We start from the raw sequence: 12,895 nt of genomic DNA, 5'->3' as shown, positions 1-12,895 counted from the left end.
CTTGCTTAAATATGGGTTTTTCTAAAATTATTAGGCGTGACACCGAAACGCTTTTTAAATGCGGTAGTGAATGAAGAAACATGGCTGTAACCCAGTAAGAAAGAGACTTCACCTATCGATTTACCATCCAAAACAAGCCAGCTTTTCGCTTTATCCAAGCGTTTATTTCTTAAGTACTCTATTGCCGTGACTTGGTACTTGTTTTTAACTTGCCGTTGTAACGTGCTGACACTAACCCCCAAATAATCTGCAATTTGGCTTAAACAACCATGCGATAAAGCTAAATCCTCAAATGCTTTGTCTATTTTACATTTGTGATGTGCTTTCAAAGATTGTCTGTGAAGATTAATTATTGGTGCTGACTTTGCTTGGCTAGGCTCAGTGAAGAGTAAAATTAAACTCTTATATATTAATTGGATTGATAGTTGCTCTGCCTTGAGTTGATCTTCAAACATAAGGCTAGACTTTAATGTAAACAACTGATTTGCAATGTCTGTTAATTCATCAGCGCAGTCAAATGTAAAAACACGACTTGGGTGAGCAAAAATTCTGTCTATTTTTATTCTATCGTCGCCGGTTTTACATCGTGAATAAAGCCATTGTTTGTTAATTGATACATTAATTTTTTTTACTTTTTGATTTTTATTTAAATGGCGGGTAAACATCTCTTTGCCTGAAATTGTATTAATAAACAATAACGGCCTGTGTGGGTCTGCCCTAAGCTGGTAAGTACTTTTACCTAAACTAAAGCACAACGTTCCCCTGTATAAAATATTAATACTTATACCGGCATCAATGGCAACCGTACTGCTGGCCGCTTGTTTTTCTTCGCCATCACAACAGTGCATAGTGATACCCTGCGCTACACTTTCAAATGTTAAATCACCTACAAATAATGGCTTGTGATCCGCATTATGTTGTAAAACATGATTATCGTAGCCCTGCAAAACAAGTGCCGAATGAAGGTTATCTTTGTTTAAGTTTAATGCTAATTTCATAGCTCTTTCACTTTCACGTTATTAATGGCGATTAATCAAAATTAATTGGCGATTTTACTTAATTATTTTCCGCATAAAATACTACCACATATGTAAAATAGTGCGAACAATTCTTATTTGCAATAATTCTACTATTTAAAAATAATTAAGGATAAGCATGGCCCCTTTTAGTTTTTCTAAACGCATTATTTCTGGCGCTGTTGCCTCTGCGCTAGGTGCAACAGTTATATCTGCAAACGCAAATGAAGCGCAAAACAATACTGCTGATAATGAAATAGAACGTGTTTCTGTGTGGAGTACAGCCGTTAATACTTCATCACTGTACCTTAATGAAGGTGATATTAGTAATAAGCAAGCGGATCATATTTCTGACCTATTACGAACCATTCCTGGGGTAGATGTAGGCGGAGCTCACTCTCTAAATCAACGAATCACCATCCGAAGTATGGATGATAAAGATTTAAAAATAAGCATCGATGGCGCAGCACAAAATACGTATATGTATCACCATATGGGTAACTTACAAATTCATGCCGACATTTTAAAATCAGTAGATATTGAAATTGGTACTAACTCGGTCGTCAATGGCGGCTTAGGGGGTGCGGTCAAATTTGAAACTAAACAGGCTCAAGAGCTGCTTAATGCAAATGAACAAATTGGTGGACGTATCCATGTGAGCGCCGGTGATAACTCGGGCACCAACTACTCATTAACAGGTTATGGTTTACTGGCCGATAACGTTGATTTTTTAGCTTACTATAATTATGTAGATCGCAAAAACTATGATGTTGGTGGCAATCAGATCAAAGATGCCAGTGGTGCTGAAATTGAGGGCACTGATGGTGAAGTAAAAGGCTTAGAAGGGACAACTACCGATGCGTTAATTAAGCTAGGCTGGGATATAAACAACAATCAACGCCTCGCTTTCAGTTATGAAAGCTATAAAGATGAAGGTGATTACAGCTACCGACCTGATATGGGCTTAGCCACCGATTTAGCTATAACTAACTCTTTGGCGATTCCGCTGTTGTGGCCTACAGAGTTTACACGCGACACATTAACGCTAAACTACACACTTCATTGGTCAGATTATTCAATGCTTAAAGCCTCAGTATTTTCCAATACCAGTGAATTATGGCGTGATGAGTTAGGCTGGGCCGAAAACGAAAGCTTTGCAAGTTCAGCCGGTATAATCACCGGTGAAGCCAAAAACACAGGGGTTAATATTTTAGCCAACACGTTAATTTCTAACAGCGTTGAGCATGATATTACTTACGGCCTAGATATAGTTAAGCATGAAACACACTATTATGCTGATTACACAACAATCGATGATGCGGTATCTGCAGAAGAAGCAACAACAACAGCATTATTTATTCAAGATAAAATAGCAATTAGTCCAAGTTTTGCCATCATTCCAGGCGCCCGTTATGAGCATTACGACATTGACTCAACCTTAGTGGATAATACATTTAACGAAACATCATTTGCCTTAGCTGCCGAATACTCGCCTACAGAGCAATTGATCTTTAAATTAAGTTCTACACAAATTTTTAAGGCACCAGAAATTGCTGAGGTATTTATTGGTGCAGGCTTATATGACGAAGCTAACCCTGATATTAAAGCCGAAACCGGTACCAATAGCGAGTTCTCATTCGCGTATCAAACACATATTAAAGATGATGATCAGCTCTCTTTAGGGGCAACATTATTTAAAACGTCAATCAACGATTATATTTATGATTATGCCAGTGGCTCACTCAAAGATAATATTGGCGACATGGAAATTGATGGCTTTGAAGCATATCTAGGCTACAAATTAAACGGTTTCAATAGTCAAATAACTTACTCATCAGCCGAGAGTGAACTTGATGCTTTTGATCAATACGATGCCTTAAACGGTGCAAGACTAGACCGCCAACAAGGTGATACCTTAACAGTCAGTGCCGATTATGTATTCTCTGCTGTCGATTTAACTCTACACTGGGAGTTAATGAATGTAGATGATGTTGATGCCGGCGTAGACCTTGACGGCGCGACACTTAATAACGAGAAAGACGGATTTACGGTACATAATATCTCTCTAAATTGGCAACCACAAAGCCAACCACAAATAAATATCGTGTTTGGTGTGGATAACCTGTTTGATGAATATTACGCCTCGCAATCATCAAGAACAGGAACTTCATTCCACCCTCGCTTTGGCGAACTCTATCTACTCGATTATGAACCAGGCAGAAATATCAAAGCAACGTTTGCCTATCAGTTTTAATACCAATCCGCATAATTAAGTGATCTATTTTGAGGATGGATAAATGTGTTGATAGCAAGGAAAAATTCGCTATTTAGTTGTTATAAATGAGAATTTTTTAACGCAAATAGCAATACGCTTAGCCCCGCAAAATGATTAAGTATTAAGCATAACCTTATAAACCAGTTAAGTTGTTAACTGGTTTATATTATTTAATGAGGACTATGATGCGCTTTAAAGCTATTAGAATATTCTCCATGTCACTATTGGTAAGCTTGTTTTTAGCCCCAGTGAGTTACGCTAAAAAAGCAGAGCCGATCAATTTAAGCATCGACTTTACCTTACCAAAAATTAATACCGAACCCTACCACCGTCCTTATGTGGCTATTTGGCTGGAAACGCCCGATCGCGAAGGTATACATACTTTAGTTTTTTGGCACGAGCAACAAGAGTGGTTTAAAGACTTACGCCAGTGGTGGCGAAAAATTGGCCGCAAAGCAAGCGCAAATTACGATGGCGTGTCAGGCGCTACAAAAAAACCAAATAGCTATCAAGTCAGCTGGCAAGGCCAATTAAGTGACACTGAGATGTTGCCGCAAGGCGAATACACACTTAATTTTGAAGCGGTACGTGAAGAAGGCAGCCGAGAGTATTTAAAACAAAAAATACGCTGGGATAACAATCAACCACAGCATTATCAACTGCAAGGTCAAACCGAACTTGGCGCTATCACCATCACAATAGAGTAAAACAATGAAAAAAATAATTTCACATTCGATCAAAGGGCTTGTTGCAAGCTGTAGCTTATTGGCACTAACATTGAGTAACATAAGTATTGCCCACGAGCGCTTCATGGTGCCTTCTCATACTGTGTTTTCAGGCGATGATGTTCAATATGCAACCATTATTTCGAGTATTTCTAACGATATTTTTCACCCAGACCGCCCGCTGGGCAATAATAATAAAGGTATTGATGCGGGTGATTTAAAGCCTTTGTTCTCTTTATTGGAGTCAAATGTATTGTTACCTAATGGTGAAAACGACAGCTCAATACAATGGCAAGCATTTCAGCGCTTGTCTGTGGCTGATGTGCCTTTTAGCCAATCAGGCACTTATCGCGTGAGCTTAGTGCAAAAAGAAGTGGCCATGACCACATTTAAAAAGGCCAATGGCGCGCCTGGGCGAGTATTTGGTCCCAAACCGGTTATCCCTGAAGGCGCCACTAATATAGTACGAAGAACAACCGCGGCGCGCGTCGAGACTTTTATTACCATGAACGAGCCTTCTTTTAGCACTTTTCAGCCTATTGGAAAAGGTTTAGAGTTAACAGGTAAAACGCATCCCAATGATTTATTTGCTCAAGAGCCTGCTCACTTTAAACTGGTGTATAACGGTAAAACGGTGCCAAAAAATACGCAGTTAAAAGTTATAAAAGCAGGTACTCGCCACAGAAACACCCGTAATGAACAAATCATTAAAGTAAACGAAAGCGGTGAGTTTACCTTTACCCCACAACAAGCTGGGTTTTACTTTTTAACCGCCGAAACCGCACTTGATATAGAGCAACCAACCAATGTAGATGTAAAACATGACAGCCTCTATGTCACGTTAGAGGTATTCCCGCAATAATGTTTATCGCGAGGCGAGAATTGTGATCACTTTAAGAGAATAAAGCCTGAAATGTGCGACTTTATAAGCTACTGATTTAAGATAACGTAACACGATTGGTATAAGCGAACTGCTTAACCTGAAATTCAAATATAAAAAAACCACACCCTATTGCTAAGGTGTGGTTTTTGTTAAAACTAAGTATTAAATGTACTCAACGTCAATGATTTCGTACTCAACGTCGCCTTTAGGCGTTTTAATGGTAACAGCATCATCTGTTTGTTTACCAATTAATCCGCGCGCAATTGGTGAATTCACAGAGATTAAATTATTTTTAATATCCGCTTCGTCATCACCCACAATACGGTAGGTTACTTCAGCATCTGTCTCTACATTTACGATAGTGACAGTCGTACCAAAAATAACTTTACCGGTATTAGGCATTTTAGTTACGTCAATAATTTGCACATTTGAAAGCTTAGCTTCAATTTCTTGAATACGGCCTTCACAAAAACCTTGTTGCTCACGCGCAGCGTGATATTCAGCGTTTTCTTTTAAGTCACCATGTTCACGCGCCACCGCAATGTCATTTACGATTTTAGGACGGGTAACTGTTTTTAATTCGTTAAGCTCTTCGCGCAGTAACTCTGCGCCACGAACTGTCATCGGAATTGATTGCATACTTTTCTCACTTAACACCAAGGCCTAATGGCCTTGGTACATTTCCTTAGTTCAATCGCTGGTGTAGCTCTTGAACTGACGTCACTTTACTACGGTCGTCCGCTTGGTTAGCAGTACAGTTAGCAAATGCCGCGTTCAAGGTTGTCGTGTAGTTGGTTTTGTTTTGCAATGCACCACGACGCAACACCTTCGAATCTTCGATCGCTTGGCGACCTTCGGTGGTATTTACGATATAGCTGTACTCTTTATTCTTGATGTTATCAAGAATATGCGGGCGGCCTTCATATACTTTGTTTACACGGCGTACTTCAATACCAGCCTCTTTTAAAGCCTCTGCTGTGCCACCTGTTGCATCAATTTCAAAACCTAGGTCTATCATGGTTTTAGCAAGTTCTACAACACGAGACTTATCGCTGTTACGTACAGATAGTAACGCGCGACCACCGCGTGGTAAAGTGTTGCTTGCACCTAATTGTGCTTTTGCGAACGCTTCGGCGAAAGTATCGCCAACACCCATTACTTCACCTGTAGAGCGCATCTCTGGGCCGCGGATAGGATCCACACCTTGGAACTTAGCAAATGGTAAAACCACTTCTTTAACGCTGTAGTAAGGTGGAATCACCTCTTTTGTAATACCTTGGCTGGCTAACGACTGACCCGCCATACAACGCGCTGCTACTTTTGCAAGTGCAATACCGGTCGCTTTTGATACAAACGGTACAGTACGCGCCGCACGTGGATTCACTTCAATTAAGTACACTTTGCCATCTTTTACAGCAAATTGTGTATTCATTAAGCCCACTACGCCAAGCTCAAGTGCCATATCGGTTACTTGTTTGCGCATAACATCCTGCACTTCTTGTGATAAAGAGTGTGCAGGTAATGAACATGCTGAGTCACCCGAGTGAACACCCGCTTGCTCAATGTGCTCCATTATACCGCCGATAATGACTTGCTCGCCGTCACAAATTGCATCCACGTCCACTTCAATCGCGTTATCTAAAAAGTGATCAAGTAGTACTGGCGCTTCATTTGACGCTTGTACTGCTTCGGTCATGTATCGACGTAAGTCTTGCTCATCGTATACAATTTCCATTGCACGGCCACCCAGTACGTACGATGGACGTACAACCAATGGGAAGCCAATTTCAACTGATTTAAGTAATGCTTCTTCCGTTGATGTAACCGTTGCGTTTTCTGGCTGAAGTAAATCAAGACGCTCTACTAATTGTTGGAAACGCTCACGGTCTTCTGCGCGGTCAATCGCATCGGGTGAAGTACCAATTACTGGCACACCATTGGCTTCCAGTTCACGTGCGAGTTTAAGCGGTGTTTGGCCACCGTACTGAACAATCACACCTTTTGGTTTTTCAACACGTACAATCTCTAATACGTCTTCAAGTGTAATTGGTTCAAAGAATAAACGGTCAGAGGTATCGTAATCGGTAGAAACCGTTTCAGGGTTACAGTTAACCATGATGGTTTCATAGCCGTCTTCACGTAGCGCAAGGGCCGCGTGTACACAACAATAGTCAAACTCAATACCTTGGCCGATACGGTTAGGACCGCCACCAATTACCATGATTTTGTCTTTATCTGACGGGTTAGCTTCACACTCTTCATCGTACGATGAGTACATGTAAGCGGTATCTGAGCTAAATTCGGCAGCACACGTATCAACACGCTTGTACACAGGTACAATGTTTAATTGATGACGCTTTTTACGAATTTCGGCTTCAGATACACCCGCAATTTCAGCTATACGTGGGTCGGCGAAACCTTTACGTTTAAGTTTACGTAAAAACTCTGCATTTAAGCCGGCCATGCCACCTTCAGCAATCTTTGCTTCGTCTTTTAAAATGTCTTCTATTTGTACTAAGTACCAAGGGTCAACTTTGGTTAGTTCAAAAACTTCTTCTACGCTCATACCGTGGCGCATTGCATCGGCAATGTACCAAATACGCTCAGCGCCTGGCTCGCGTAGTTCGCGAATAATTTTTTCGCGGGCTTTCGGATCATCAAGTGCCACTATTGGGTTAAAGCCCGTTGCGCCAACTTCAAGACCGCGTAATGCTTTGTGTAACGATTCTTGCTGGTTACGACCAATCGCCATTACTTCGCCCACTGATTTCATTTGCGTTGTTAAGCGGTCGTTCGCGCCGGCAAATTTTTCAAAGTTAAAGCGAGGAATTTTTGTTACTACGTAGTCGATTGAAGGCTCAAATGACGCGGGTGTTTTGCCACCTGTAATGTCGTTTTGAAGTTCATCTAACGTGTAGCCAATCGCTAATTTAGCAGCGATTTTTGCAATAGGAAAACCCGTTGCTTTTGATGCAAGAGCAGATGAGCGAGATACACGTGGATTCATCTCAATGATAACCATACGCCCGTCAACTGGGTTTACACCAAACTGTACGTTTGAACCACCGGTTTCTACACCAATTTCACGCAGTACTGCCATAGAGGCATTACGCATTAATTGGTATTCTTTGTCGGTTAAGGTTTGTGCTGGTGCCACGGTGATTGAGTCACCTGTGTGTACACCCATCGGGTCAAAGTTTTCGATAGAACATACAATGATACAGTTGTCTTTTTTGTCACGAACAACTTCCATTTCATATTCTTTCCAGCCAATCAGTGATTCATCAATCAGCAACTCACTTGTTGGTGATAAATCTAAGCCGCGCTCACAGATTTCGTTAAATTCTTCCATGTTGTAAGCCACACCGCCCCCGGTGCCACCCATAGTGAAAGAAGGACGAATAATACACGGAAAACCAATTCGTGTTAGCGTGTCGTGTGCTTCATCCATAGAGTGAGCAATTTCTGCACGCGGGCATTCAAGGCCAATATTTCTCATGGCTACGTCAAAGCGTTCACGGTTCTCTGCTTTGTCGATTGCATCAGCAGTTGCGCCTATTAGCTCAACGCCGTGTTTAGCCAGTACGCCGTGCTTATCTAAATCAAGTGCGCAGTTTAGTGCCGTTTGACCACCCATCGTTGGTAGGACTGCATCTGGCTTTTCTTTTTCAATAATTTTTTCTACGACTTCCCAATGAATAGGTTCGATGTACGTTGCATCGGCCATTTCAGGGTCGGTCATGATAGTCGCTGGGTTTGAGTTAACTAATATAACTCTAAAGCCTTCTTCTCTAAGTGCTTTACACGCTTGAGCACCAGAGTAATCAAATTCACAAGCTTGACCAATTACAATTGGGCCTGCGCCTAAGATAAGAATGCTTTTTAAATCGGTACGTTTTGGCATTATTACTCCAGTTAAATTAGTTATTACGCGCTTGCATCAGGTCGATGAAGTGGTCAAATAATGGGGCTGCATCGTGCGGGCCTGGGCTTGCTTCTGGGTGACCTTGGAAGCTAAACGCTGGCTTATCAGTACGATGAATACCTTGTAGTGTTCCATCAAATAACGATTTGTGCGTGGCACGTAAGTTACTTGGTAGTGTGTCTTCATCGGCAGCAAAACCGTGGTTTTGTGCGGTGATCATTACTACATCGCGGTCTAAGTCTTTTACTGGGTGGTTACCACCGTGGTGGCCAAATTTCATTTTTACTGTTTTAGCACCTGAGGCCAGTGCTAATAATTGATGCCCTAAACAAATACCAAAGATTGGTGTGTCGGTTTCTAAAAAGGTTTTAATTGCATCAATAGCGTAAGTACAGGGTTCTGGATCGCCAGGGCCATTAGATAAGAAGATACCATCTGGGTTTAAAGCAAGTACCTCGGCGGCTGAGGTTTGCGCTGGTACAACGGTTAATTTACAACCGCGATCAACTAGCATACGTAAAATATTACGTTTAACACCGAAGTCGTAGGCTACTACATGAAACTTTTCATCATCGCTGCTAAGGGTTTTAAATCCTTGGCCTAATGTCCAGCTTGATTCGCGCCACTCAAAATTTTCCTTGGTTGAGACAACTTTTGCTAAATCCATACCTTTTAAACCTGGGAAGGTTTGCGCGGCTTGTAACGCTTTGCTTTCGTCTAACTCGTCACCGGCAATAATACAGCCGTTTTGTGCGCCTTTGTCGCGCAAAATACGGGTAAGCTTTCTGGTGTCGATGTCCGCAATACCTAAAATATTACGTTGTTTTAAGTAATCATCTAACGATTGCTCGTTACGAAAGTTACTTGCTAGCAGTGGCAAATCACGGATCACTAGGCCTTTAGCCCAAATTTGATTCGCTTCTTCGTCTTCGCTGTTGGTACCCGTATTGCCGATATGTGGGTACGTCAAAGTTACGATTTGTTCCGCGTATGATGGATCAGTCAAAATTTCTTGATAACCAGTCATAGACGTATTGAATACTACTTCACCGACTGACATGCCGTCAGCGCCGATTGCAGTACCGCGAAACACTGTGCCGTCTTCTAGGACTAACAGAGCGGATTTAGTCAAGTTAAACCTCCTAACAGTAAAAAACGGGAGTAAGCAAATGCTTAACACCCCGCCAATACCCAGAGGGATCGTCAAAACCAGATTTTTTGTGAGCTTAAATTGTTTTACGCAGTCTTAAATGATGCCGATATAAAACGCTAAACCTTCAATCATTTTTCTTGCCTAAAACTCTTTTCATTCCCACTGAAACCCCTGGTTTTACTAGCCACTTGGGTATAATTGGAAACACGCATTTAGTAATTTTTGGCAAATTGGCTGCATTCTACATGAAGATGCTATTTAGGTCTAACGTTATTTAGATAAACACTAAAAATAAGTCGCTTTAGACAAAAATAGACCCAAACAGCTAAAAAAGTAACTAAACTACTTCAGATCTAGCACATCTTGCATATCATAAAGTCCTGCCGGTTTGTTTTGTAACCACTGCGCAGCCCTTATAGCACCTAACGCAAAGGTCATTCGCGAGCTTGCTTTGTGGGTTAATTCAAGCCTTTCGCCCATAGTTGCGAAATAGGCGGTGTGTTCACCTACTATGTCACCGCCTCTTAAGACCGAATAGCCAATTTCATTTTGCGATTTTGCGGTTTCTACTTGGCTGCGGTCGTATACTGCTACTTCATCGTGATCCCACCCTTTAGCCTGTGCAATAGATTCACCAATGGCCAATGCCGTGCCCGATGGTGCATCTATTTTATGACGATGATGCGCTTCAAAAACTTCTATATCTAAGTCATCACCAAATTTAGTGGCCGCCGTTTGCACTAGGTTGAGTAGCACATTAACGCCAACGCTGTAGTTACGCGCAAACACAATAGGAATATGTTTAGCAGCATTTTCTAATAATGCCATGTCTTCGCTCGTTAAACCTGTGGTGCCTATAACCATAGGCAGTTTTTTATCGAGCGCTGTTTTTAAGTGATTGCGCATACCTGCTGGTAACGTAAAGTCGATAAGTACATCAACATCAACAACCTTATTCTCGTCGCTAAAACAAATGGTTTTGTCGGCTGCACTGTTTACTTGATTTACATTAATACCCAATAACGATGAGCTGCTGCGAACATACGCACCACCAAGTTGTGTTTGCTCTTTAATTGTCGCGGCTTCTAATAAGGCTAAGCCCATTCTGCCGTTAGCACCAAAAACACCGATTCGATTCATTGTTATTGCCTTAATCTGATTTAGTTGGATCTGTCGTTGCGTACCTTGACTAATTTGCCGACCTACACTTGCATTGAACAATTATTAGTCGCATATAATCGCACACCGGTAGATATTATCTAAAAGTCGTGCAATAGTCAGGTAAGCCTTTAATTAAATAATAATAACAATACCAGTTTACTTTAGCCATCTATACATTTAAACTTCTCTTTCGCGTCGATTTGGTCTTTGGCTTGCGGGCGCTGTGGTCATCACCTTTTTACTAAAGCGTGATCTACTAAATTCAGCTAAAAGAGGAGTTTTGGCTGTGGTTATACTAACTGGTTATGAGGAATACTAATGCAGCCAACATTTAATAAAAACAAAGCAATATTGTCTTTGCTTCCCCTTCTTACTTTTGTAGCCCTTTTTTTAGGCTCAGGTTTATATTTACAATCTCAAGGGGTCGATTACGCTTTTTATCAGCTCCCTGCCCCGGTTGCAATTTTACCCGCTATTATGCTTGCCTTTATTTTAAATAAAGGCACTGTAAACCAATGTGTTGAAACCTTTATTAAAGGTGCAGGACACAACAACATTATTACCATGTGTTTAATTTATTTACTTGCCGGTGCATTTTCGGCCGTTGCAAGTGCAACCGGTGGTGTAGATGCAGTGGTAAATGCCGGCTTGTCACTTATACCCCCGTCGCTGTTATTGCCTGGTCTATTTTTAATTGCAGCGGTTGTCTCTACCGCAATGGGTACATCTATGGGTACCATTGGCGCTATCGGGCCAATTGCTTATGCGGTATCGGTTAAAACTGGTATCGACCCTGCGCTAATGGCCGGTACGATAGTATCGGGCGCAATGTTTGGTGATAACCTTTCTATTATTTCAGACACAACCATTGCTGCAACACGTACGCAGGGCTGTGAAATGAAAGACAAGTTTAAAGAAAACTTAAAAATAGCGGTTCCTGCGGCAGTATTAACCATTGCTTTGCTGCTTTATTTAACCCCTGCGCCACAAGCAGTAGAAACAAAAGATTTTGATTTATTATTAGTGCTGCCCTATGCCTTTATTTTAGTATTGGCTGTAGCCGGTATGAACGTCTTTGTGGTGCTATTTAGCGGTATTGTATTTGCTGCGCTAATGGGCTTTACCGGCAGCTATGAAGGTGCAAGCTTTGTAAAAGATATTTACAAAGGCTTTACCGATATGCAGGAAATATTTTTACTTTCTATGTTTATTGGTGGCTTATCTGAATTTATTCGTATTAACGGCGGCCTTGATTTTCTGGCACAAAAAATTCAAGCCATTACAAAAGTGATTGCCAAGTGGCACCGCAAAGTAGCTGATCAGCTTGGTATAGCAGCCTTGGTATTAACCAGTAACGTGTGTATAGCCAATAACACGGTGTCAATTATAGTTGCAGGTCCTATTGCTAAAAAGCTTGCTGATGATGGTGAAATAACTGGTAAACGCTCTGCAAGCTTGCTCGATATTTTTGCATGTGTTACGCAAGGCTCACTGCCCTATGGTGCGCAAGCATTACTGTTAGGTGCTACGTTTAAAATTAGCCCGTGGGAAGTATCAACCTCATCTTACTACTGCTTTATTTTAGCTTTTACTGCCATTGCCGTTATTTGTTTACGTCGTAATAAAGCCTAAACTTTGTGCAAAACCCGATGTTGCAGCTTAATAAGTAAGCTGCAACATATGTTAAAATAATAATCTACAAATCAAGACCTTGTGCTATAATGCGCGCTTTCGCGTGTCACTAAAATTATAGTTAA

Annotated in this window: 9 protein-coding genes; 4 read left to right on the top strand and 5 right to left on the bottom strand. The window is 41.3% G+C overall.

What is annotated here, in order from left to right; translation table 11 throughout:
* Positions 1-5: 5 nt before the first annotated feature.
* Entirely contained in the window at positions 6-998 is a 993-nt protein-coding gene (locus tag AN393_RS14980; RefSeq protein WP_055015210.1) for an AraC family transcriptional regulator, read from the bottom strand.
* A 157-nt stretch (positions 999-1,155) separates the two neighbouring features.
* On the opposite strand from AN393_RS14980, the gene AN393_RS14975 reads away from it, so the two are divergent.
* From AN393_RS14975 to AN393_RS14965, 3 genes are all read left to right on the top strand, one after another.
* The gene (locus AN393_RS14975) at positions 1,156-3,270 is read left to right on the top strand and encodes a TonB-dependent receptor domain-containing protein (RefSeq protein WP_055018523.1); all 2,115 of its coding nucleotides are present in this window, start codon (positions 1,156-1,158) and stop codon (positions 3,268-3,270) included.
* Between the two features lie 236 nt (positions 3,271-3,506).
* Positions 3,507-3,998, top strand: a complete 492-nt coding sequence (locus AN393_RS14970) for a DUF2271 domain-containing protein (protein WP_055018522.1) — start codon at positions 3,507-3,509, stop codon at positions 3,996-3,998.
* A 4-nt stretch (positions 3,999-4,002) separates the two neighbouring features.
* Positions 4,003-4,878: a DUF4198 domain-containing protein gene (locus AN393_RS14965; protein ID WP_055015213.1), complete on the top strand. Its 876-nt coding sequence runs from the start codon at positions 4,003-4,005 to the stop codon at positions 4,876-4,878.
* 183 nt (positions 4,879-5,061) lie between these two features.
* Here AN393_RS14965 and greA read toward each other — a convergent pair whose 3' ends face one another.
* From greA to dapB, 4 genes are all read right to left on the bottom strand, one after another.
* Positions 5,062-5,538, bottom strand: coding sequence for a transcription elongation factor GreA (greA, locus tag AN393_RS14960; RefSeq protein WP_055015248.1), 477 nt, complete (start codon positions 5,536-5,538; stop codon positions 5,062-5,064).
* A 46-nt stretch (positions 5,539-5,584) separates the two neighbouring features.
* On the bottom strand, positions 5,585-8,803 hold the full coding sequence (gene carB / locus AN393_RS14955) for a carbamoyl-phosphate synthase large subunit (protein ID WP_055015214.1): 3,219 nt from the start codon (positions 8,801-8,803) through the stop codon (positions 5,585-5,587).
* Between the two features lie 16 nt (positions 8,804-8,819).
* Positions 8,820-9,956: a glutamine-hydrolyzing carbamoyl-phosphate synthase small subunit gene (gene carA / locus AN393_RS14950; protein WP_055018521.1), complete on the bottom strand. Its 1,137-nt coding sequence runs from the start codon at positions 9,954-9,956 to the stop codon at positions 8,820-8,822.
* Positions 9,957-10,319: 363 nt separating this feature from the next.
* Positions 10,320-11,117, bottom strand: a complete 798-nt coding sequence (gene dapB / locus AN393_RS14945) for a 4-hydroxy-tetrahydrodipicolinate reductase (RefSeq protein ID WP_055015216.1) — start codon at positions 11,115-11,117, stop codon at positions 10,320-10,322.
* 339 nt (positions 11,118-11,456) lie between these two features.
* Between dapB and AN393_RS14940 the strand changes: the two genes are divergently transcribed.
* The gene (locus AN393_RS14940; RefSeq protein ID WP_055018520.1) at positions 11,457-12,770 is read left to right on the top strand and encodes a Na+/H+ antiporter NhaC family protein; all 1,314 of its coding nucleotides are present in this window, start codon (positions 11,457-11,459) and stop codon (positions 12,768-12,770) included.
* Positions 12,771-12,895: the final 125 nt, after the last annotated feature.

The organism is Pseudoalteromonas sp. P1-25, from assembly GCF_001401805.1.
GTDB lineage: Bacteria > Pseudomonadota > Gammaproteobacteria > Enterobacterales > Alteromonadaceae > Pseudoalteromonas.
Note: the sequence above shows the minus strand (reverse complement) of the source record. Positions and strands in the feature narration are given on the sequence as shown.

Excerpts from the sequence above, each read along its gene's own strand:
- dapB (WP_055015216.1), bottom strand. The coding sequence starts at position 11,117 with ATGAATCGAATCGGTGTTTTTGGTGCTAACGGCAGAATGGGCTTAGCC.
- greA (WP_055015248.1), bottom strand. The coding sequence starts at position 5,538 with ATGCAATCAATTCCGATGACAGTTCGTGGCGCAGAGTTACTGCGCGAA.
- AN393_RS14980 (WP_055015210.1), bottom strand. The coding sequence starts at position 998 with ATGAAATTAGCATTAAACTTAAACAAAGATAACCTTCATTCGGCACTT.
- AN393_RS14965 (WP_055015213.1), top strand. The coding sequence starts at position 4,003 with ATGAAAAAAATAATTTCACATTCGATCAAAGGGCTTGTTGCAAGCTGT.
- AN393_RS14970 (WP_055018522.1), top strand. The coding sequence starts at position 3,507 with ATGTCACTATTGGTAAGCTTGTTTTTAGCCCCAGTGAGTTACGCTAAA.
- AN393_RS14975 (WP_055018523.1), top strand. The coding sequence starts at position 1,156 with ATGGCCCCTTTTAGTTTTTCTAAACGCATTATTTCTGGCGCTGTTGCC.
- carB (WP_055015214.1), bottom strand. The coding sequence starts at position 8,803 with ATGCCAAAACGTACCGATTTAAAAAGCATTCTTATCTTAGGCGCAGGC.
- AN393_RS14940 (WP_055018520.1), top strand. The coding sequence starts at position 11,457 with ATGCAGCCAACATTTAATAAAAACAAAGCAATATTGTCTTTGCTTCCC.